Raw genomic sequence first — 20,567 nt, forward strand, 5'->3', positions numbered from 1 at the left:
GGGTTCCGTAGGGGGTTCCGTAGGGGGTTCCGTCGGGGTCCAGCCGGCGCGGTTCAGCCGGGGTCGCGAAGCCGCGCGCCGAGGAACGCGATGAGCGCCTCGACCCGGGCCGGGCGGAGCGGGCTGGGCGGGGTCAGCAGGTGGAGGCCGATCGGTGCGGGCGCCCAGTCATCGAGCAGCGTCACCAGCGCACCCGACGCGAGCTGCGCCTCGATGATGAAGTGCGGCAGCCGCGCGATGCCGAGACCGGCGACGAGCGCCGGGACGACCGCCTCGCCGCTATTGGCGGTGAGCTGACCCTGCAGCCGTACCGAAACGTCGCTTTCGCCGGGGCGCTGAAACCGCCAGGGACCGACGACGTTCGAATAGCCGATCAGGCGGTGCTCGCCGAGCTGCGCGGGATGAGTCGGCGTCCCGTGCGCCGCCAGATAGGCAGGCGCGGCAACGGTGTGCGCCTGGATGCTGCACAGCCGTCGCGCGCGCAGCGAGCTGTCGGGCAGCTCGGCGATCCGCAACGCCACGTCGAATCCTTCCGCGACGATGTCGACCCGCGCGTCGGACAGATGCAGGTCGATCTCGATGCCGGGATGCGCGGCCAGGAACTCGGCCAGCAGCGGCGCGACATTGGTGATGCCGAAGCTCATCGGCGCCGCCAGCCGTACGCGCCCCGTCGGTGCGCTTGCGGCATCATTCGCCGACTCCTCTGCGAGGCGCGCTTCGCCCAGGATCCGCGCGGCGTGCTCGGCGAGCGGTTTGCCCGCCTCGGTCAGCGCGAGCCGGCGCGAGGTGCGATGAAACAGCGACTGGCCGAGATGCGCCTCGAGCCGCGTGATCGCCTTCGATACGGTCGCCTTGCTCAGTCCGATCGCGTCGGCGGCGGCGCTGAACGAGCGATGTTCGACGACGCTGGCAAAGATCGCCCAGGCTTCGAGGTCGGGAAGGCGCATCATTCACTCTCCGCAGCGGTCACGTTTGCTAGCAATCGAAACGATCGGTTTCCAGCGTTTCTATTTACGGTGCGATGCCAGTGTCTATCTTGGTGGCAACAAGTGGAGACCTCTCATGACGACCACGACTCTCAACACCGTAGACCGCCGCCCCTTCGACAGCCTGGGCCATGCCGATCATGGCTGGCTGAATGCGCGGCATCATTTTTCGTTCGCGAGCTATTATGACCCTGCGCGGATGGGCTGGGGCGCGATCCGCGTTTGGAACGACGACCAGATCGCCGCCAATTCGGGTTTCCCGCCGCATCCCCACCAGGACATGGAGATCATCACCTATGTCCGCAGCGGCGCGATCACGCATCAGGACTCGCTCGGCAACAAGGGCCGCACCGAGGCTGGCGACGTTCAGGTGATGAGCGCCGGTTCGGGCGTCCGCCATGCCGAGTATAATCTGGAGCCCGAGACGACGACGATCTTCCAGATCTGGATCGAGCCCAGCCGCAAGGGTGGTTCGCCGAGCTGGGGTGCAAAGCCGTTCCCCAAGGGCGAGCGCTCGGGGCAGTTCGTGACGCTGGCAAGCGGCTTTGCCGATGACGGCGACGCGCTGCCGATTCGGGCGAACGCCCGGGTGCTGGCCGCGACGTTGAAGGCGGGCGACAGCGTCGACTATGCGGTGGGCGAGGGGCGTCACGCCTATCTCGTCCCGGCAACCGGCGCGATCACGATCGACGACGAGACCATCAACACACGCGACGGTGCGGCACTTTCGGGCGGCCGGACGGTGCGGATCACGGCACTCGACGAGGCCGAGATCGTTCTGGTGGACTCCGAGTAATTTTACCGATCATCCTGTGACCATTCCGGCCTGTGCCGGGATGGTCTGCCTTTGAGGAGACTGACATGACCAAGGTTCTGGTTCTCTATTATTCGTCCTACGGCCATATCGAGCAGATGGCGGACGCCGTTGCCGAAGGCGCGCGCGCGGGCGGCGCGGAAGTCGACATCCGCCGGGTCGCCGAGACCGCACCGCAGTCGGTCGTCGAGTCGGCGCATTTCAAGACCGACAGCGCGCATGCCGAGATCGAGGGCCCCGATGCACTGAAGGACTATGACGCGATCATCGTCGGTGCGCCGACCCGGTTCGGGCGGATGCCTGCGCAGATGGCGTCCTTCTGGGACACGACCGGCGGCCTGTGGTTCTCCGGCGCGCTGGTCGGCAAGGTCGGCGGTGCGTTCACCTCGACCGCGAGCCAGCATGGCGGGCAGGAGACGACGCTGTTCTCGATCCTGACCAACCTGCTCCATCACGGCATGACGATCGTCGGTCTGGACTATGGCTTCCAGGGGCAGATGGGCGTCGACGCGGTCAAGGGCGGCTCGCCCTACGGCGCGACGACGATCTCCGATGGCGATGGCAGCCGGATGCCGAGCAGCGTCGAACTCGACGGTGCGCGCTACCAGGGTAAGCGGATCGCCGAGACGGCCGCGAAGCTGAAGTAAGCGCGAACGATCCCTCCGGGCGACCGGGGGGATCAGCGCTTGCGGCGTTTGCCCTTTTCGGACGGAAGCGCCGGGACGGGTGCGGCCGGCACCGCGGGTGCGACGGCGGGCGGGGGCGCGGGCGGCAGGATCGCCGGGTCGGCGGGATAGAGCCGCCGCGCCTTGGCGAACACGAACCGCGCCTTTGCCGCGCCAGGCGCATCGGCGGTCACGCCGACCCAGCGCCAGTGCCAGGGCTCCCATTTGACGTTCTGCTTGTTCCCGCCGGGGAAGGATTGTTCGAATCCGAACCGCGTCGCGTTCGCACGCAGCCAGCGCGCGGCGGGGGTCGCTGCCATGCACGCCTCGGCATCGCGACAGCCATTGGCGGGACGAATGGCGAAGTCGACGACATAGCCGGTCGAATGTTCGCTATAGCCTGGCGGCGCGACCGAGATTGCGCGTTCGGCCGCCGATGTTTCCGACTCGCGGCAGAACACGCTGCGCTGCTGCGCGATCGAACGCTGGCACGACAGGCCGCGCAACTCGCCCATCACCGCCGGGTCCGATTTGGCCGCAGCGAGCAGGCGGAGAAGGTCGGGCAGCATGTCGCGGCGGACCACGCAGGTCTGGCGGACGCCGAAGTCCGACGGGGCGGCGACCAGCTCGGACGGGGCGGCGTCGCCGTAAGGCAGATGCCCGAACGCGCGACCATCGGCGGCGATCGCCGCGCTCTGTCCGGCACAGAGTTGCGCATTGGCGGCGGCCGGGATCAGCAGCAACGAAAGAACTAGGGGGCTACGCAACATCGTGCGGGCTCTGGCATGCGGGCGCAGATGCTGGCAAGGGCGGCAAATGCATGGTGAACGCGTACTTTTCCTCGACGGCGAGGCCCTGATCATCGACAAGCCCGCTGGGTTGCCGGTCGATCCCCCTCGTGACGGCTCGCTGAGCCTCGAGAATCATCTCGAAAGTCTCAAATTCGGATTCCAGCGCTGGCCGATGCCGGTGCACCGTCTCGATCGCGACACGAGCGGCTGCCTGCTGCTGTCGCGCAATCCCAAGGCGCATGCGCGGTTGCAGCAGGCGTTCGAGCAGGGCCTGGTCTCGAAGCGCTACCTCGCGGTGCTCGACGGTGTCCCGGCCGAGGAAACTGGAACGATCGACATGCCGCTCGGCAAGATCAGCAGCGCCGAAGAGGGCTGGCGGATGGTCGAGGACGCCAAGGGCAAGGCGGCGCGCACCGGGTGGCGCGTGCTTGCGACGCGCGACGGACGCTCGCTGGTCGAATTCATCCCCCAGACCGGGCGGACGCATCAGATCCGTGTCCATGCCGCGCTGGGCCTCGGCGCAGCGGTCGTCGGTGATCCGGTTTATGGCCAGAAGGATCGCCTGGGGATGATGCTCCACGCGCAGCGGCTGGTCGTGCCGCGGCCGGGCAAGGCCGATGTCGTCGGTATCGCGCCGCTGCCCGAACGGTTCGCGACCGCGGGCTTCGGCGAGGAACCGGGCGTCGAGGCGACGCCGTCCCCGCATGAGGCACCCGCGCCGGATCCGCGTCCCGAACCCGATAATGGCTGACGTGATCGACGCCTCCCTGCTTGAGGGGGCGATCGAGGAGAAGTTCCTCGCGGCCTCCGGGCCGGGCGGGCAGAACGTCAACAAGGTGGCGACCGCGTGTCAGTTGCGCGTCGACATATTCGCGCTGGGCCTGCACCCCGAAACCTATCGCCGGCTGAAGCTGGTCGCGGGCAGCCGGATGACCGCGGCGGGGGTGCTGGTCATCACCGCGCGCCGGTTTCGCACGCAGGAGGCCAACCGTGCCGATGCGCGCGACCGCGTGCTCGAACTGATCGCGCAGGCGCAGCACCGCGACGCTCACCGGGTCAAGACCAAGCCCTCCCGCGCCGCCAAGGCACGGCGGGTGGATACGAAGAAGGTCCGCAGTTCGGTCAAGGCCGGGCGCGGGCGGGTTCGCGAAGACTAACCGCAGACACGAGGCGATGATGTACCAGTTCGATATTTCCGGCGGTTCGAAGGCCGATCTGTACCGCGACCTACTCGCGGCGCTCGACGCGCTGACCGTGGACGAGCGCGATCCGATCGCGAACATGGCGAATGCGGCTGCGCTGGTCTGGGAATATCTGCCCGATCTCAACTGGGCGGGCTTCTACCGTGCGGTCGAGGGCGAGCTTGTCCTGGGGCCGTTCCAGGGCAAGGTCGCCTGTATCCGGATCGCGATGGGCAAGGGCGTGTGCGGCACCGCGGCGGCGGAGCGGACGACCCAGCTGGTCGAGGACGTCCATGCGTTTCCCGGACATATCGCCTGCGACGCGGCGAGCCGGTCCGAACTCGTCGTGCCGGTCGTCAGCGACGGGCGGTTGATCGGCGTGCTCGATCTCGACAGCCCCGAGCCGGCACGGTTCGATGCCGAGGATGCAGCCGGGTGCGAAGCGCTGGTCGCGTTGCTGGCGTCGCGGATCAGCTGACGCCCGGACCTGACGCCTGCTCCGAATCGGGACCGGGTTGCGGCTGGCCGTGCCAGAGCGGCTTTGGTACGCACTGCGTCAGCATAGGACGCGGCCCTGAAGCGTACGGTGCGTCAGGGGAGAAGATGTCATGCGCATGAAGGTGATCGTCGGTCTCGCACTGATCATGGCGGTGGCGGGCACGACGGCCGAGGCGCAGCGGCGTCCGGACGGGGCATTGCGGCCCGGTGCGACTTATCCCGTTCCTGCCCGCAGCGCGGTCAGCGTAAGCCCGGAGCCCGCCGCGTCCAGCGACGCGCGCCGGGGCAGCAGCGTCGATGGTGGCTGGTCGGCTGGGGCGAACGCGCCGGGCGGCTGGAGCGGCTATCGTCGGCCGTACCGCGGCTGGGCGCTGCCGGCCTATTGGGTCGCGCCGCGGTTCGGGATTGTCGACTGGCGCGGCTATGGGTTAGCACCGCCGCCGGCGGGCTATCGCTGGACGCGCTATTATGACGATGCCGTTCTGATCGATGCGCGGGGATCGATCTTCGATACGCGTGCCGGGGTCGAATGGGACGGCGCCAATGGAGGCGATGCCGCCCCGCGCTATGACGTGCAAAGCTTCGACGGGCGGGCGGACGACCGGGTCTATGCCCGCCGCCAGCCGCGGCCGGTAACGCGGCGGACCTATGTGACGACCCGCGTTGAAGCGGCGCCGGACTTTGCGGGGGCCGCCTATCGCGACCAGCCATTGCCGCCCGTCCAGCAGCGTGGCGGGACATGGGTGTCACCCGACGGGATGACCACCGTGACGACGACCGGCGGCGGCTATCCCGGCGGCACAGCCTATGCCGGCGACGGGACGACGACGGTCACCGTCCAGTCGGTGCCGGTCACGACGACCACGACGACGACCGAATATATCACCGAACCCGTGACCTACCGGCGGACGACCCCGCGTCGCGGACCGGGCCGGACGCGGGGCCGGACGCGGGGCGGCACCCTAGGGTCGGCGCGATAGCGCTCAGCGGCGGCGTTCGCGACCCGCGAAACTGACGACACTCTCGCTGCCATCCGCGCCGAGTGCGGACACGCCGACGAAATGGTCGTCGACGGGGGTCTGGGTGAGCAGCGTCTCGGTGCCGGTGACGTCGCGCACGTCCTTCCAGTCCTGCGTGTCGTTGCGCCGCCAGCGGACGCGGTAGCCCGCAGCACCCGGAACCGCAGCCCATTTGACCTGAGTGTCGCGCGACAGGGCACCGGCGATCGACACGTCGCCCGGTGCCGCGGGCGCGGCGGCGAGGCGGGCGAGCGTGGCGATGTTGATCGCGGTCACCTTGGCCAGATAGGGGAAGTCCATCCCGGCGATCGTGTCGCCATAGTCGACGCCGTTTTCGGTGCGCAGGTCCTGGTGCTGGCGATCCCAGTTCTCCGCCGCGACCGAGAAGCGGACCGCGGGATAGCCGAGCTTCAGAAAGGGTTCGTGATCGCCGCCGCGGCCGAACCGGTCAGGGCGACGGTCGAGCATCACGTCGAGCCCGCCGGGGATCGTGCCCGCGACGCCGTCGATCGTCTTGGCGAGCGCGCGGCTGGGGCCATCGTCCTCGCCACCCTCCGCGCGACGACCGATCTGCGCGGCAAGGTCTTCGGATGCGCGAATGCCTTCGGAAAAGACGCGGACGCTCGACGCCATGCGGACGCCGCCCTGGCCGATCGTGTTGCCGACAATGTCGTTGTTGAGCATCGCGGTGACGGTCCAGCCGCGCGCCTTGGCGGTGTCGGCGAGCAGCTCCGCGCCCCACAGGCCCTGTTCCTCACCCGAAAACACCGCATAGACGATGGTCGCGTCGAACTGCCGCTTAGACAGCGCGCGGGCGGCTTCGAGCACCAGCGCAACGCCCGATGCATTGTCGTTCGCGCCCGGCGCGTCGCTCGTCACGTTCATGACGTCGGTCACACGGCTGTCGATATGCGCGCCGACGATCACGACGCGATTCGGGTCGCGCCCCTTCTGGATGCCCAGCACGTCCTCGACATAGACGCCGGTCGGTGCGCGCGGACCCGACACGGTGCGGCCGATCCGCTCGACGGTGACGCAGCCACCACAGGCGCGGCCGATCTCGGTGAAGCGCGCCGCGGCCCAGCTGCGTGCGGCACCGATGCCGCGCTTCGGATCGGTGGTGGTCGATGCGGTGTGGCGCGTGCCGAACCCGACCATCGCGGTCACATCGGCCTTGAGGCGGGTGGCGGAGGGCGCGGGAAGCGCGGCGGCGGCTGCGGCGAGCAGCGGAAGGGCGAGGATCGGCATCGGCGTCACCGTGGCGGCTTCGGCCGGGGAGCTCAAGCGGGGAGTGTTGGATTCGCTCGGTTTAGCCCGTCATCCCCGTCATTCCCAGCCGACGTCATCACCCACCTCCGTCATCCTGACGAAAGTCAGGATCCAGGGTTCCGAGGGCGGCGCCTGTGGCTCTGGATCCTGACTTTCGTCAGGATGACGGGGGGCGGCAAGACGGCCGCCGTCAGCTCAGCCGGTCGATCGCCTCGCTGGTCAGCGACCCCGGGATGATCATGACCGGCACGGGCAGCGCTCCGGCGTCGGTGCCCGAGAAATGGGTGATGAGATCGCCCGGCGCACCGCTCGCCGCGGCGCCGAGCACCAGCGCTGCAATATCGGGGTTGGCGGCGATCATTTCGCGGATGATCTTGGGGCCTTCGCCTTCGCGCACGGTGATCGACGGGCGCAGATCCGATTCCTCGATCAGCGTGCCGGCCGCAGCCGCGACGAGGCCCTCGGCATGCAGCCGCGCCTCCTCCTCGATCGTCGCCTGGACACCGCCGAACGCGATGAATTCCTGCGGCGGGATCAGCGTGAGGATCTCGACGCCGCCGCCGGTCTTCACCGCGCGCCGCGCCGCAAAGCGCAACGCGATACCCGCCTCGGGCGACTCGTCGATGACCACCAGATAGACACGCATCATATTCCCCTGTTTATCGGGCTTAGGTGCCGTGCAGATGCGGTTCGCGCAAGGGGAAGGCGGCTTCGCGGGGTTGACCCGGGCGGGCGAGGGCGCGAGTAGGCATGCCGTTACGTAACGCCCTGGGGACCTCCATGTCGATCGAGATCAAAATGCCTGCCCTGTCGCCGACCATGGAGGAGGGCACCCTCGCCAAATGGTTGGTGAAGGAAGGCGATACGGTGAAGTCCGGTGACATCATGGCCGAGATCGAGACCGACAAGGCGACGATGGAATTCGAAGCGGTCGACGAAGGCGTGATCGCCAAGATCCTGGTGGCCGAGGCGACCGACAATGTGAAGGTCGGCACCGTCATCGCGATCCTGGCCGAGGAAGGCGAGGATGCCTCCTCGGTGTCCGCGCCGACCAAGAGCGAGACGCCCGTCCCCGCGGCCAAGGAATCGGAGGCCAAGCCCGATCCCAAGGATCCCAACGACACCGGCAGCGAGGCCAAGCCCGTCGCCCGGACCGAGACGTCGGCCGAGGATCATGGTCGTCCCGCCGATGCGGGCGCCGCATCCGAGTCCAAGCCCGAGTCGAAGCCCGCCAGCGGTGACCGTGTGAAGGCGAGCCCGCTCGCCCGCCGCCTCGCCGCCGACAAGGGGATCGACCTTGGTTCGGTGTCGGGTTCGGGGCCTAAGGGTCGCATCGTCAAGGCCGATGTCGACAGCGCGAAGCCCGGGGCAGCACCTGCCGCCGCGCCCGAAGCCGCTGCACCGGCCGCCTCCGCTGCCGCGCCAGCACCCGCCGCCAAGCCCGCGGTCGTGCCGGATATCCCGCACGAGTCGACCAAGCTCAGCAACGTGCGCAAGACGATCGCGCGCCGCCTGACCGAATCGAAGCAGACCGTTCCGCACATCTACCTGACCGTGGACGTGCGTCTCGACGCACTGCTCAAGCTGCGCGGCGAGCTGAACAAGAGCCTCGAAGCGCGCGGCGTGAAGCTGTCGGTCAACGATCTGCTGATCAAGGCGCAGGCCGTCGCGCTGATGCAGGTCCCGACCTGCAACGTGATGTTCACGCCCGACCAGCTGATCAGCTTCCAGCGCGCCGACATCTCGGTTGCGGTCAGCACGCCGTCGGGTCTGATCACGCCGATCATCGTCGGTGCGGACACCGCCTCGCTGTCGTCGATCTCGACGCAGATGAAGGACCTTGCCGCCCGCGCACGCGACGGCAAGCTGAAGCCCGAGGAATATCAGGGCGGCACCGCCTCGATCAGCAACATGGGCATGTTCGGCATCACGCAGTTCGACGCGGTCATCAACCCTCCCCAGGCGATGATCCTCGCGATCGGTGCGGGCGAGAAGCGTCCCTATGTGATCGGCGACGAGCTCACCGTGGCGACCGTGATGTCGGCGACCGGCAGCTTCGATCACCGCGCGATCGACGGCGCGGACGGTGCGCAGTTCATGAAGGCGTTCAAGCAGCTCGTCGAAAACCCGCTGGGCATGCTGGCGTAAGACCGTGACCGCTATGGTCCCTCTCCCGTTCGCCCTGAGCGAAGTCGAAGGGCATGAGTCCCATGTGCCTCGACTTCGCTCGGCACGAACGGGGTCGGGCCGGCGCGCGTCATGACCAAGACGACGATCGAGATCCTGCATATCCTCGTCGGGCTCGGCGTCGCGGTCGCGATCACCTGGGCGGCGGCCTGGTCCTATCCGCTCGGGCAGGACGTGATCTGGTGGTGCGGGGCGGCGGCGATGGTCGTGACCGTGATCATGGGAATCGGACCGCTGCGGCAGGCCCGGATCCTCGACCGACAGACCAGCAGGAGCCACGCGTGACCGACCTGCCCCCCGACAAGGCGCCGACGATCCGCGTCACCGCGATGCCTGCCGATGCCAACCCTTACGGCGACATCTTCGGCGGATGGCTGATGGGGCAGATGGATCTGGCCGCCGGTTCGGTCGCCTCGCGTCGCAGCGGCGGGCGTGCGGTGACCATTGCGGCGGACGCCATGAAATTCCACATGCCCGTCGTCGTCGGCGACGAGGTGTCGGTCTATGCCGAGCTGATCGCGGTCGGTCGCACCTCAATGACGATCGAGGTCGAGGCATGGCGCCGAGCGCGGCACAGCAACGACAGCTGCAAGGTGACACAGGCGCGCTTCATCTTCGTCGCGGTCGGCGACGATCGCAAACCGCGGCCCGTGCCGCCCGCTTCCAACTGATTCACTTGAAGGACTCTCCACGTGGCTGACACCTATGATCTGGTCATCCTTGGTTCGGGCCCCGGCGGCTATGTCGCGGCAATCCGCGCGAGCCAGCTCGGCCTCAAGGTCGCGATCGTCGAGCGCGAGCGCCTGGGCGGCATCTGCCTCAACTGGGGCTGCATCCCGACCAAGGCGCTGCTGCGCACGTCGGAAATCTATCACTACATGCAGAACGCCGAGAGCTATGGTCTGAAGGCGGACAATGTCGGCTTCGACCTCGCCAAGGTCGTCGACCGCAGCCGCAAGGTCGCGGGCCAGCTGAACGCGGGCGTGAAGGGCCTGATGAAAAAGAATAAGGTAACCGTCGTCGAAGGCGTCGGCACCGTGACCGCAAAGGGCAAGCTGAGCGTCAAGCAGGCCGACAAGACCGTCGAGTTCGAAGCCAAGAACATCATCGTCGCCACCGGCGCGCGCGCACGCGACCTGCCGTTCGCCAAGGCCGACGGGAAGACGATCTGGACCTATCGTCACGCGATGGTGCCGACCGAGATGCCGACCAAGCTGCTGGTCATCGGATCGGGCGCAATCGGCGTCGAGTTCGCCAGCTTCTACAACGACATGGGCGCCGACGTGACGATCGTCGAGATGCTCCCGCGGATCCTGCCGGTCGAGGATGAGGAAGTCTCCGCGTTCATGGACAAGGCGCTGACCAAGCAGGGCATCAAGCTCCTGACCGGCACCGGCCTCGAAGGCCTGGCGCCATCGGGCAGCGGCGTCACCGCGAAGATCAAGCACAAGGACGGCAAGGTCGTCGAGGAGACGTTCAGCCACGCGATCGTCGCGATCGGCATCGTCCCCAACACCGAGAATATTGGGCTGGAAGCGCTCGGCGTCGAAACCGACCGCGGGCACATCAAGACCGATGGCTATGGCCGCACCAATGTCGACGGCATCTGGGCGATCGGCGACGTCACCGGCGCGCCGTGGCTCGCGCACAAGGCCAGCCATGAGGGCATCATCGCGGTCGAGAAGATCGCGGGCGGGTCGCCGCACCAGATGGACAAGGCCAACATCCCAGGCTGCACCTATTCGCGCCCGCAGGTCGCGAGCGTCGGCATGACCGAGGCGAAGGCCAAGGAAGCCGGGTACGAGCTGAAGGTCGGCAAATTCCCGTTCATCGGCAACGGCAAGGCGATCGCGCTCGGCGAGGCCGAGGGCTTCGTGAAGACGGTGTTCGACGCGAAGACCGGGGAGCTGCTCGGTGCGCACATGGTCGGCGCGGAAGTCACCGAGCTGATCCAGGGCTATGTCGTCGCACGCCAGCTCGAGACGACCGAGGCCGAGCTGATGGAGACGGTGTTCGCGCATCCGACGCTCAGCGAGATGATGCACGAGAGCGTGCTGGGCGCCTACGGCCGCTCGATCCACTACTGAGCCCGACCGCGTGACGTCACCCGCGCTTCGGCGCGGCGGGTGGCGGCACCGTTTACGATGCGGCGCGCGATCAGACCGATCGTGCGCCGTTTTGCCGTCGCCAACGCGGCGATGAGCGTCCCGACCAAAATGGACCAATGAATCGACTTGCCGTTTATCGATAGGGCCCATATCGTTTTGCAATATGCAGGCGGGGGCGGCGATGAACAGGGATCGGGTTCTTTGGGGGGCGACGGGGCTGCTTCGGCTGATGCTCGTCCTCAATATCGTCTGCGCCGCGGTGTTTGCGCTGGCGTTGCTGCTGTCCTGGCCGATGCAGGGCATGCTGAGCGCGCGGCTGACGCATAAATACGGTGCGCTGCTCGATCTGGACCAGGCGGTGCTGGCGATCCGCATGATGCTGTTCGTCGGCATCGCCGGCGGCGTCGCGCTGCATCCGATCTTCTCGAACCTGCTCCGCATCGTCGCGACGGTCGAGGCGGGGGATCCGTTCGTCGACGACAATGCCACGCGGCTCGCGCGGATTGGCTGGGCGCTGCTGGCGCTGCAATGCCTCGATCTCGCCTTTGGCGGGGTCGTCCGCTGGATCTCGCTGCTCAAGCTCGACGTGACCGGATGGACGCCGTCGCTGGGCGGGTGGATCGCGGTCGTGATGATCTTCGTGCTCGCGCGCGTCTTCCGGATCGGCGCGCGGATGCGCGACGACCTGGCGATGACGGTCTGATGCCGGTCGCGGTCAGCCTGGACGCCATGCTGCATGCGCGGCGGATGACGCTGACCGAGTTGTCGGAGGCGGTCGGCATCACGCTCGCCAATCTGTCGATCCTGAAGACGGGCAAGGCCAAGGCGATCCGCTTCACGACGCTGGAGGCGATCTGCCGCGTGCTCGACTGCCAGCCGGGCGATCTGCTGCGGGTCGTCGACGAGCATGAACGGGGCGAAGACGGAATTTAAACGGGGGGATGGTCCGATGGACGCACTGGTTCTGGACGGGGTGACGAAACGGTTCGGGGAGCGGACCGCGGTCGACGCGCTGAGTTTTGCGGTACGGCCGGGGGAGATATTCGGCTTTCTCGGCGGGAATGGCGCGGGCAAGACGACGTCGCTGCGCATGGTGCTCGACATCGTGCGTCCGACGGCGGGGCGGATCTCGGTACTCGGCTGTCCGCCGGGCCGTGAAAATGCCGCCGATCTGGGCTTCATGCCCGAGGAGCGCGGACTGTACCGCGGGATGACCGCGATCGACACCGTCACCTATTTCGGGCGGCTGAAGGGCATGTCGGCGGCCGCGGCGCGCGCGAAGGGCCATGCGCTGCTCGACCGGTTCGGCCTTGCGGCATCGGCCAAGATGCAGATCGACAAGCTGTCCAAGGGTATGGCGCAGAAGGTCCAGCTTGCCGCGACGCTGGTCAACGGCCCGAAACTGCTGCTGCTCGACGAACCCTTTTCGGGTCTCGACCCGGTGAACCAGGGGCTGCTCGAACATGAGATCCTGGAGGCCGCACGGGGCGGGGCGACCGTGGTGTTCTCGACGCATGTGATGCAGCATGCCGAGCGGCTGTGCGACCGGCTGTTGCTGCTCTCGCAAGGGCGCAAGGTGTTCGAGGGCACGCAGGCGGAGGCCCGCGGGCGATTGCCGGCACGGCTGACGATCGTCGCGCGCGATACGCCGATGCGGTGTCCCGGCGTCGAGCGCGCGGAGCCCGGCGCGGCCGACGCGCAGGGCTGGCGCGACTATGACGTGACGCTGGCCGAGGGGATCGATCCTGCCGACGTGCTGCAATGCCTGACCGAGCAAGGCGTGACGCTGCGGCGGTTCGACCAGCACCGCGTCAGCCTGCACGACGTCTTTCTCCATCTTGTCGGCACCCCTCCAGCCGGGCCTGCCGACCCGGCTATGGGGGAGCATGCAGCATGACCCACAATATCCTTCTCGTCGCGATGCGCGAGTTCCGGCAGATCACGGGCATGCGCAGCTTCTGGCTGACGCTGCTGATCCTGCCGCTGGCACTGGCGGTCGGGCCGATCGCGAGCCGCCTGACACAGTCCGAAAAGACCCAGCGCGTCATGCTGATCGATGCCGATGGCCGTGCCGCGGCGGCGATCCGCGCGCGGCTCGATACCGATCACCAGCGGCGGGTGCTGACCGCGCTGTCGCGTTACGCGCAGCGCTACGGGCTCGATCGCGCCGATCCGGGCGCGCTGTGGGCGCAGCATGACCGGCTGTTCGGTGATGCCGACGTCGCGACGTTCGCCAAGGCCGGCGGCCTGCCTGCCGCGCTGGCGGGGATGCGGCCGGCGACGACCTCGGAAACGCCGAAGTTCGACGCGCCCGACGCCGATTTCGTGGTCCTGCCGACGCCGCCCGCCATCGCGCGCGCGGCGCCCGGCGCGCTCGACGCGCAGCTCAAGCCGCTGCTCCAGCCGGGCGAGTTCGGCGACAAGACGGTCAAGCCGCTCGACTATGCAGTCTATATCCCGCGCGGCTTCGGCGTGCAGACCGCGGATGTGCGACTGTGGTCGAGCGAGCAGCCCGGCGCGAATTTCGTCCAGCCCTTGCAGACCGTGCTCACGCAAGACCTGCGCACCGCCTATCTCGAGTCGACCGGGCTCGCGCGCGATCAGGCGCGCACCGCGACCAGTCTGGTCCCGGCGATCGCGGTCTCGACCCCGGCGCCGGGGGGCGGGCGCGAACGGATGCTGGTGCGATCGGTGGTGCCGTTGCTCAGCGCCTATATCTTGCTGATGTCGCTGCTGTTGTCGGGCAACTGGATCCTGCAGGGGCTGGTCGAGGAGCGGTCGAACAAGCTGATCGAGACGGTGCTCGCCTGCATCAGCCCCGACGAGCTGCTCTATGGCAAGCTCGCGGGGACGGTCGCGGTCGGGCTGACGATGGTCCTGGTCTGGGGGCTTTGCGCGACCGGTGCCGCGGTGGCGACGCAAGGGGCGGTGGGCGCGTTCCTGCACGTCGCACTCGCGCCGCTCGCCTCGCCCTGGATCATCCTGGTGATGCTGTATTTCTTCCTCGCAGGCTATCTGATGGTGTCGATGATCCTGCTGGCGATCGGCGCGATGAGCGATTCGATGCGTGATGCGCAGAGCTATCTGACGCCCGTGCTGCTGGTCATCGCGATGCCGTTCACGGTCGTCGCGCAAGGCGTCCTGTCGAACAGCGGCGCGACCGCGATCAAGGTGCTGACCTGGATCCCGATCTACACGCCGTTCACGATGCTCGCGCGGCTCGGCAGCGGGGTTTCGACCATGGAGATCGTCGGCAGCGGCGCGCTGCTGGCGGTGTTCATCGGCATCGAGTTCGTCTTGCTCGCGCGTGTGTTTCGCGCCAGCCTGCTCAATGCGGGGCAGAAGCCCAACCTCGCCGCACTGGCCCGGTTGATGCAGCGTACGCCCGCCTGACGCATGCGTACCGTTCATATCATTTCGGGGATCCAACCCCGGTTTTCTGGAGGAGCTATGATGTCGTTCAATCGTATTTCGCGTCTGTCGCTGGGGGTGGCGCTGCTTGCCCTGTCCGCACCTGGGCTGGCCCAGACGGGCGCGCCGGGCGGCGCGCGCTATGGCAGCTTCGGGATTGACCTGACCGCTGCCGACAAGGCGGTGAAGCCGGGTGACGATTTCTGGACGCACGCCAATGGCGCCTGGGACAAGCGTACGGCGATCGCACCGGATCGCACGTCCGCGGGCGGCAGCGTGATCCTGGCGGATCAGGCCGAGCAGCAGGTCCGCACGATCCTCGACGATGCTGCGCGCGATCCCGCCGCGGTCGGCGCCGGGGCCAAGCAGTTCGGCGATCTCTATGCGAGCTTCATGGACGAGGCCGCGATCGAACGCGCCGGCGCCGCACCGCTCAAGCCCTATTTCGCGAAGATCGACGCCGCGACCGACAAGCAGAAGCTCCAGACCTTGTTCTCGACGGTCGGCTATGCGTCGCCGGTCGAGGTCGGTCAGCTGCCCGATCCCGCCGATCCGAAGCGCTACGCGGTGGCGGCGGGGCAGGGGTCGCTCGGCATGGGCGGCCGCGACTATTATCTCGAGCAGGGCGCCAAATACGACACCTTCCGCACGGCGTATCGCGCCTATGTCGAGAAGATGCTGACGCTGTCCGGGGTGACGGATGCGTCGGCCAGGGCGGACCGGATCGTCGCGCTCGAAACCGCGATGGCCAAGGTGCAGTGGTCGCCGGTCCAGTCGCGCGACCTGCAGGCGATGCTGAAGCCGATGGATGCGGCGGGCCGCAAGGCGCTGGCGCCCGATTTCGACTGGCCGCTGTTGCTGTCGACTGCGGGCTACGCGCAATTCCCGGTCGTCTACATGACCAACTCGACCGCGCTGACCGAGCTTGGCAAGATCTTTGCCGCGACGCCCGTGTCGACGTGGCAGGACTGGATGAAGTTTCGCCTCGCCTCCGCAAGCGCCGGTGCGCTGCCCAAGGCGTTCGATCAGGCGACGTTCGATTTCTACGGCAAGACGCTGGCCGACCAGCCGGAACAGCGTGCGCGGTGGAAGCGCGGCATCGCGCTGGTTAACGGCACGATGGGTGAGGCCGTCGGCGAAGTCTATGTGAAGCGGCATTACCCGCCCGAGAGCGAAGCGAAGATGGGCGAGCTGATCGCCAACCTGCGCGCGGCGTACAAGGAGCGCATCACCGCGAACAGCTGGATGGATGGCGCGACCAAGACCCAGGCGCTGGCCAAGCTCGCCGCGTTCGATCCGCGGATCGGTCATCCGGTCAAATATATCGACTATTCATCGCTCAACGTCGTCCGGGGCGATCCGGTCGGCAATGCGATGCGCGCGGGCGAATTTCAGCATCAGCTCGACCTCTCGCGGCTCGGCAAGCCCGTTGATCGTACGCTCTGGGGCATGACGCCGCAGACGGTGAACGCCTATTACGACCCGCTCAACAACCAGATCACCTTCCCCGCGGCGATCCTGCAGCCACCCTATTTCGATCCCAAGGCGGATGCGGCGGTCAATTACGGCGCGATCGGCGCGATCATCGGGCATGAGATGGGGCATGGTTTCGACGACCAGGGCAGCCAGTTCAGCGCGACGGGCAAGTTCGAGAACTGGTGGACGCCGGCGGCTCGCACCGCCTTCACGCAGCGCACCGCTGCGCTGTCGAAGCAGTTTGACGCCTATGAACCGATCCCGGGTGTCCGCGTGAAGGGTGCGTTGACGCTGGGCGAAAATATCGGCGATCTGGGCGGCGTCGAGACCGCTTATGCCGCGTATCAGAAGTACCAGGCGGAGCATGGCAAGGCGCCTGTGACCGGCGGGCTGACCGGCGACCAGCGCTTCTTCCTCGCTTACGCGCAGGCATGGCAGGCAAAGTTGCGTGAGGGCGCAGCGCGCGCGCGGCTGCTCACCGATCCGCACTCGCCACCCTTCTACCGCGTCAACGGGATCGTCCGTAACGTCGATGCCTGGTATACGGCGTTCGGGGTCAAGCCCGGTGATGCGCTGTATCTGGCGCCTGGCGACCGCGTCCATATCTGGTAACATCTCGCGGGGCGTGTGGCCGTTCACACGCCCCGATTTTCTTGTGCGCACCACGCGCGACCCGGCTGTGATATCGCTATCCGAGATGGCGGCCGACTGAGACCCGAAGGCCGTTGCGCCCGACGAGGCCAGTGGATACGGGACCGGGACAGCCTGACGGGCCGGCGGGCGCTCAGCAACAAAGGTAAGCAGTCGTGCCACAAAACTCGGCTCGCAGCTGCCGGTTTGCTTCGTTTTAACAAAATCAATTTATGATTTGATTGCTTTCGTTTAAGTCTCACATCCTCGCTTTGTCTCTATTGTCTTCTAAATCAGATCAGCCTAACGGCGGTAGCGGTAGCATTCGTTTACAGATGCGCCGTTGCTGATGTGGTGCGTCTGATGCGCTGCGGCATGGGGAGGGGTTATGAAGGCGTTCGTTCTGAATTCGGGGCCACGTGGGCGTGTGGCGATCGCGATGCGGGTCGGTGTGTCGCTTGCGGCGCTGCTGGCAGCAGGCGCGGGCAGCGCTGCATGGGCGCAGGCGGAAACGCAGACCGTGTCGCCCGACACGACCCAGGCCGCGACGCCGGGACAGGAGGTCGGTCAACCCGCCGCCGATGCGACCGGGGACGGTGATATTGTCATCACCGGCCGTCGCGCCGCGCTCGAGGCAGCGGACGAGCGCAAGCGTCGCAGCGAGACGATCGTCGACTCGGTCGTCGCCGATGATGCCGGCAAGTTGCCCGACAACTCGATCACCGAAGTCCTGCAGCGCGTCTCGGGCGTCTCGATCGTCCGCTTTGCCGCGCTCGGCGATCCCGACCATTATTCGGTGCAGGGCTCGGGTGTTCAGGTCCGTGGCCTGACGGGCGTCGCGTCGCGGCTGAACGGCCGCGAGATCTTCAGCGCGAACAACGGCCGCGCAATCCTGTGGAGCGATGTCACGCCCGAACTGATGGCGGCGGTCGACGTCTACAAGGCATCGACGGCCGACCTGATCGAGGGCGGCACCGGCGGCCAGATCGATCTGCGCACCAAGATGCCGTTCGACTTCAACGGCAAGTTCCACATTGCGGGCACCGGCGAACTCGCGCTCGGCGACATGGCGAACAAGGCGGATCCGTCTGGGTCGGTGCTGATCACCGATTCGTTCGATACGCCGATCGGCCGGATCGGCCTGCTCGGCGACGTCGCGTTCAGCCAGTTCAGCTCGCTGTCGCAGTTCATCCGCGTCAGCCCGTATTTCAAGACTAAGCTCAGCGATGGCAACGAGCGGTACGTCCCCAGCGGCTTCGCCTATGGCGACGAGGCGTTCCAGTACAAGCGCTACGGCATCTATGGCGCGGCGCAGTGGCAGCCGGCTGAATCGCTGACCTTCACCGGCAGCTTCTTCCAGTCGCGCTACAAGAGCCAGTCGAGCGATTACGGCACGCAGCTGGATTCGCAGACTCTGGCGGTCGATCCGGCGAGCAGCTCGTTCGACAGCAACGGCCTGCTCACCAAGACGAGCGCGCTCTTCAACCGCGACACGGCGACGTTTGCCCCGACGGGTGGGTCGGTCAACAGCAGCGGCAACAAGGGGTTCGTCGAGAGCAACACGCGGACGCGCGATTATTCGCTGTCGTTCGTCTGGGCGCCCACAGACAGCCATGTGTCGCTGAAGGGATCGCTGCAGCGCGTCGATTCGCGGCAGGTCTATGATCGTCTCGACATCTTCCGCGACGTCGGCTTTGGCCAGAGCTTCGGCATGGACCTGACGGGCGACCTGCCGCAGATCACCGTCAGTCCTGCGACGCAGGCGTCGTTCGCCGATCCGGCCAATTATTTCTGGACGGCGTCGATGCCGCACAACGAACGGAACAAGGGGCGGCTCGATTCAGGGCAGCTCGATGCCGAATATACGTTCGACAACAGCTTCTTCCGGTCGGTCAAGGTCGGCGGCCGCTATGCCAAGCGGACCGAGCGCGATCTGTCGAACGGCTATAACTGGACCGCGCTGGGTCGCGGCTGGAACGGCGATCCGCAGCTGACCTATGCCAATGCAGCGTCGGGCGACGTCGCCAGCCACGCATTCAAGGACTTCTTCCGCGGCAACACGACGCTGCCGGGCAATCTGATGTTCGAATCGGAGGATCTGGCGTCGCGCTTCAATGAAAACCGTACCGGTTTGGTGACGGCACCGCCTGCCGGCTTCTGCACCGGCAATGAATTCAACTGCTCGGTTGCGGGGCAGCTCCCGGTCACCGGCTATGGCGGCCAGTTTAACCCCGACGGCACGCTGGCGATCCGCCCTGTCGGGTTCGTCCTGCCGGGCGATCAGGTGAATAACCGGACCGAGAATATCGCGGGCTATGCATTGCTCCGCTTTGGACCCGAGGAAGGCGCACGCGGCATTTCCGGTAACGTCGGCGTGCGTGTCGTGCATATCGAGAATGAAGGCAGCGGGTTCATCCAGCAGAATGGCGGGACCGTCTTTATCCGCAACGGCGCGCAGGTGACGCTGGCAAACACGTTCCTCGCCCGCGGCGGCAAGGCGGACTTCACGCGCGTGCTGCCGTCGATCAATCTCGAATATTCGCCCACCGACCGGATCAAGGTTCGCGGCGGGTACAACATTACGATGGATCTGCCGAGCTTCAACGCGCTGCGTGCGTCGGGTTCGATCGGCGTGGCGACGACCCCCAGCCAGACACCCGGCGGGATCGGCACGTTCAACAACTTCACCGCGGACACGGGCAATCCGTTGCTCAAGCCGACGCTGTCGAACAATGTCGACCTCTCGCTCGAATATTACGGGCGAGCGGGCACGTCGTTCCATCTGGCCCCGTTCTACAAGCGGCTGACCAACCTGCCGATCTATGCGCTGACCAGCCGGCAGGTCACGATCCAGTTCACTGACGGGACGACCGAGAATGTGGCGGCGTCGGCCACCGACTATGTCAACTCGACCAAGGCCGCGACCGTCAAGGGCGTCGAGGCCGGTGGCCGCTTCTTCCTCGACATGCTGCCCGGTGCGCTTGCCGGGATCGGGTTCGAGGGCAATTACACCTTCATCAAGAGCAGCAATCCGGGCGATGTCTATCGCGACATCACCGGCGCCGCTCGCAACGACGCGCCGCTGGTCGGGTTGTCGAAGCATAATCTGAACGCGACGCTGCTGTACGAGCGCAACCCGATCTCGCTGCGCGTCGCCTATTCCTGGCGCTCGCGCTATCTGTTGTCGACGAACAGCAACGGCACGAACGGCACCTATACCTATTACAGCGCGCCGGGCGTCGTGACCAACCAGGATGGGGGCCAAGATGCGTCGACACAGATCGCGTTGCCGATCTATGGCGGCAATTATGGCTCGGTCGATGCGGGTGTGCGGTTCAAGGTGAACGACCAGTTCTCGTTCGGCGTGCAGGGGACCAACCTGACCGCCGCGACGCAGCGGACGCTGATGGGTGGGTATCCCGGCGGCAAGCTGGTCGGGCGCAGCTGGTTCCAGGCCGATCGCCGTATCAGCACTGGCATAAACCTCGCCTTCTGACGATGATGCGTCCCCTGCCGACGCGCTGTCGGCAGG

The 20,567-nt window shown here is 66.9% G+C and carries 20 protein-coding genes; 16 read left to right on the forward strand and 4 right to left on the reverse strand.

Annotation, left to right across the window (positions count from 1 at the left end; translation table 11 throughout):
- Positions 1 to 53: 53 nt before the first annotated feature.
- Complete coding sequence (locus tag IFT71_RS13900) at positions 54 to 947, reverse strand: LysR family transcriptional regulator (protein ID WP_031396651.1); 894 nt, start codon at positions 945 to 947, stop codon at positions 54 to 56.
- 115 nt (positions 948 to 1,062) lie between these two features.
- On the opposite strand from IFT71_RS13900, the gene IFT71_RS13905 reads away from it, so the two are divergent.
- Complete coding sequence (locus tag IFT71_RS13905) at positions 1,063 to 1,782, forward strand: pirin family protein (protein ID WP_031439462.1); 720 nt, start codon at positions 1,063 to 1,065, stop codon at positions 1,780 to 1,782.
- A 65-nt stretch (positions 1,783 to 1,847) separates the two neighbouring features.
- Positions 1,848 to 2,447, forward strand: coding sequence for an NAD(P)H:quinone oxidoreductase (wrbA, locus tag IFT71_RS13910; protein ID WP_107929982.1), 600 nt, complete (start codon positions 1,848 to 1,850; stop codon positions 2,445 to 2,447).
- 32 nt (positions 2,448 to 2,479) lie between these two features.
- On the opposite strand, the gene IFT71_RS13915 is transcribed toward wrbA, so the two are convergent.
- On the reverse strand, positions 2,480 to 3,235 hold the full coding sequence (locus IFT71_RS13915) for a M15 family metallopeptidase (protein WP_192141591.1): 756 nt from the start codon (positions 3,233 to 3,235) through the stop codon (positions 2,480 to 2,482).
- A 46-nt stretch (positions 3,236 to 3,281) separates the two neighbouring features.
- Here IFT71_RS13915 and IFT71_RS13920 point away from each other — a divergent pair, with 46 nt between their 5' ends.
- The 4 genes from IFT71_RS13920 to IFT71_RS13935 all read left to right on the forward strand — a co-directional run bounded on the left by IFT71_RS13920 (position 3,282) and on the right by IFT71_RS13935 (position 5,915).
- Entirely contained in the window at positions 3,282 to 4,007 is a 726-nt protein-coding gene (locus IFT71_RS13920; protein WP_192070640.1) for an RluA family pseudouridine synthase, read from the forward strand.
- Positions 4,000 to 4,413 (forward strand): alternative ribosome rescue aminoacyl-tRNA hydrolase ArfB, encoded by a 414-nt coding sequence (arfB, locus tag IFT71_RS13925; RefSeq protein ID WP_031394492.1) that lies wholly within the window; start codon positions 4,000 to 4,002, stop codon positions 4,411 to 4,413. Before IFT71_RS13920 ends, arfB begins: the two co-directional genes overlap by 8 nt.
- A 19-nt stretch (positions 4,414 to 4,432) precedes the next feature.
- Positions 4,433 to 4,915: a GAF domain-containing protein gene (locus IFT71_RS13930; RefSeq protein WP_159511245.1), complete on the forward strand. Its 483-nt coding sequence runs from the start codon at positions 4,433 to 4,435 to the stop codon at positions 4,913 to 4,915.
- Positions 4,916 to 5,045: 130 nt separating this feature from the next.
- A complete protein-coding gene (locus tag IFT71_RS13935) occupies positions 5,046 to 5,915 on the forward strand; it encodes an RcnB family protein (protein WP_192141593.1) in 870 nt (289 codons plus the stop codon).
- Positions 5,916 to 5,918: 3 nt separating this feature from the next.
- Here the strand turns inward: IFT71_RS13935 and IFT71_RS13940 are convergent, their stop codons facing one another.
- Positions 5,919 to 7,202, reverse strand: coding sequence for a M20/M25/M40 family metallo-hydrolase (locus tag IFT71_RS13940; protein WP_192142058.1), 1,284 nt, complete (start codon positions 7,200 to 7,202; stop codon positions 5,919 to 5,921).
- Between the two features lie 211 nt (positions 7,203 to 7,413).
- Positions 7,414 to 7,869 (reverse strand): universal stress protein, encoded by a 456-nt coding sequence (locus IFT71_RS13945; protein WP_192141595.1) that lies wholly within the window; start codon positions 7,867 to 7,869, stop codon positions 7,414 to 7,416.
- A 134-nt stretch (positions 7,870 to 8,003) separates the two neighbouring features.
- Here IFT71_RS13945 and IFT71_RS13950 point away from each other — a divergent pair, with 134 nt between their 5' ends.
- The 10 genes from IFT71_RS13950 (at position 8,004) to IFT71_RS13995 (ending at position 20,531) form a co-directional block, all read left to right on the forward strand.
- Positions 8,004 to 9,371, forward strand: coding sequence for a pyruvate dehydrogenase complex dihydrolipoamide acetyltransferase (locus tag IFT71_RS13950; protein WP_192141597.1), 1,368 nt, complete (start codon positions 8,004 to 8,006; stop codon positions 9,369 to 9,371).
- A 111-nt stretch (positions 9,372 to 9,482) separates the two neighbouring features.
- A complete protein-coding gene (locus IFT71_RS13955; protein WP_192141599.1) occupies positions 9,483 to 9,695 on the forward strand; it encodes a hypothetical protein in 213 nt (70 codons plus the stop codon).
- Positions 9,696 to 9,739: 44 nt separating this feature from the next.
- Positions 9,740 to 10,081, forward strand: a complete 342-nt coding sequence (locus IFT71_RS13960; protein ID WP_042466532.1) for an acyl-CoA thioesterase — start codon at positions 9,740 to 9,742, stop codon at positions 10,079 to 10,081.
- 21 nt (positions 10,082 to 10,102) lie between these two features.
- Entirely contained in the window at positions 10,103 to 11,497 is a 1,395-nt protein-coding gene (lpdA, locus tag IFT71_RS13965; protein WP_192141601.1) for a dihydrolipoyl dehydrogenase, read from the forward strand.
- Between the two features lie 202 nt (positions 11,498 to 11,699).
- A complete protein-coding gene (locus tag IFT71_RS13970; protein WP_192141603.1) occupies positions 11,700 to 12,221 on the forward strand; it encodes a DUF2975 domain-containing protein in 522 nt (173 codons plus the stop codon).
- Complete coding sequence (locus IFT71_RS13975; RefSeq protein ID WP_192141605.1) at positions 12,221 to 12,451, forward strand: helix-turn-helix domain-containing protein; 231 nt, start codon at positions 12,221 to 12,223, stop codon at positions 12,449 to 12,451. Before IFT71_RS13970 ends, IFT71_RS13975 begins: the two co-directional genes overlap by 1 nt.
- Positions 12,452 to 12,467: 16 nt before the next feature.
- Positions 12,468 to 13,415: an ABC transporter ATP-binding protein gene (locus IFT71_RS13980; protein WP_192141607.1), complete on the forward strand. Its 948-nt coding sequence runs from the start codon at positions 12,468 to 12,470 to the stop codon at positions 13,413 to 13,415.
- Positions 13,412 to 14,911, forward strand: a complete 1,500-nt coding sequence (locus IFT71_RS13985) for an ABC transporter permease (RefSeq protein WP_192141609.1) — start codon at positions 13,412 to 13,414, stop codon at positions 14,909 to 14,911. The genes IFT71_RS13980 and IFT71_RS13985 overlap by 4 nt, the downstream gene beginning before the upstream one ends.
- A gap of 60 nt (positions 14,912 to 14,971) precedes the next feature.
- On the forward strand, positions 14,972 to 17,017 hold the full coding sequence (locus IFT71_RS13990) for a M13 family metallopeptidase (RefSeq protein WP_192141611.1): 2,046 nt from the start codon (positions 14,972 to 14,974) through the stop codon (positions 17,015 to 17,017).
- A gap of 406 nt (positions 17,018 to 17,423) precedes the next feature.
- Positions 17,424 to 20,531 carry a TonB-dependent receptor gene (locus IFT71_RS13995; RefSeq protein ID WP_192141613.1) on the forward strand — a complete coding sequence of 1,036 codons (3,108 nt, stop codon included), beginning with the start codon at positions 17,424 to 17,426 and terminating at the stop codon, positions 20,529 to 20,531.
- Positions 20,532 to 20,567: the final 36 nt, after the last annotated feature.

The sequence above is a fragment of the Sphingomonas sp. CFBP 13733 genome (assembly GCF_014841795.1).
GTDB classification, from domain to species: Bacteria; Pseudomonadota; Alphaproteobacteria; order Sphingomonadales; family Sphingomonadaceae; genus Sphingomonas; species Sphingomonas aerolata.

Excerpts from the sequence above, each read along its gene's own strand:
- IFT71_RS13900 (WP_031396651.1), bottom strand. The coding sequence starts at position 947 with ATGCGCCTTCCCGACCTCGAAGCCTGGGCGATCTTTGCCAGCGTCGTC.
- IFT71_RS13905 (WP_031439462.1), top strand. The coding sequence starts at position 1,063 with ATGACGACCACGACTCTCAACACCGTAGACCGCCGCCCCTTCGACAGC.
- wrbA (WP_107929982.1), top strand. The coding sequence starts at position 1,848 with ATGACCAAGGTTCTGGTTCTCTATTATTCGTCCTACGGCCATATCGAG.
- IFT71_RS13915 (WP_192141591.1), bottom strand. The coding sequence starts at position 3,235 with ATGTTGCGTAGCCCCCTAGTTCTTTCGTTGCTGCTGATCCCGGCCGCC.
- IFT71_RS13920 (WP_192070640.1), top strand. The coding sequence starts at position 3,282 with ATGCATGGTGAACGCGTACTTTTCCTCGACGGCGAGGCCCTGATCATC.
- arfB (WP_031394492.1), top strand. The coding sequence starts at position 4,000 with ATGGCTGACGTGATCGACGCCTCCCTGCTTGAGGGGGCGATCGAGGAG.
- IFT71_RS13930 (WP_159511245.1), top strand. The coding sequence starts at position 4,433 with ATGTACCAGTTCGATATTTCCGGCGGTTCGAAGGCCGATCTGTACCGC.
- IFT71_RS13935 (WP_192141593.1), top strand. The coding sequence starts at position 5,046 with ATGCGCATGAAGGTGATCGTCGGTCTCGCACTGATCATGGCGGTGGCG.
- IFT71_RS13940 (WP_192142058.1), bottom strand. The coding sequence starts at position 7,202 with ATGCCGATCCTCGCCCTTCCGCTGCTCGCCGCAGCCGCCGCCGCGCTT.
- IFT71_RS13945 (WP_192141595.1), bottom strand. The coding sequence starts at position 7,869 with ATGCGTGTCTATCTGGTGGTCATCGACGAGTCGCCCGAGGCGGGTATC.
- IFT71_RS13950 (WP_192141597.1), top strand. The coding sequence starts at position 8,004 with ATGTCGATCGAGATCAAAATGCCTGCCCTGTCGCCGACCATGGAGGAG.
- IFT71_RS13955 (WP_192141599.1), top strand. The coding sequence starts at position 9,483 with ATGACCAAGACGACGATCGAGATCCTGCATATCCTCGTCGGGCTCGGC.
- IFT71_RS13960 (WP_042466532.1), top strand. The coding sequence starts at position 9,740 with ATGCCTGCCGATGCCAACCCTTACGGCGACATCTTCGGCGGATGGCTG.
- IFT71_RS13970 (WP_192141603.1), top strand. The coding sequence starts at position 11,700 with ATGAACAGGGATCGGGTTCTTTGGGGGGCGACGGGGCTGCTTCGGCTG.
- IFT71_RS13975 (WP_192141605.1), top strand. The coding sequence starts at position 12,221 with ATGCCGGTCGCGGTCAGCCTGGACGCCATGCTGCATGCGCGGCGGATG.
- IFT71_RS13980 (WP_192141607.1), top strand. The coding sequence starts at position 12,468 with ATGGACGCACTGGTTCTGGACGGGGTGACGAAACGGTTCGGGGAGCGG.
- IFT71_RS13985 (WP_192141609.1), top strand. The coding sequence starts at position 13,412 with ATGACCCACAATATCCTTCTCGTCGCGATGCGCGAGTTCCGGCAGATC.
- IFT71_RS13990 (WP_192141611.1), top strand. The coding sequence starts at position 14,972 with ATGTCGTTCAATCGTATTTCGCGTCTGTCGCTGGGGGTGGCGCTGCTT.
- IFT71_RS13995 (WP_192141613.1), top strand. The coding sequence starts at position 17,424 with ATGAAGGCGTTCGTTCTGAATTCGGGGCCACGTGGGCGTGTGGCGATC.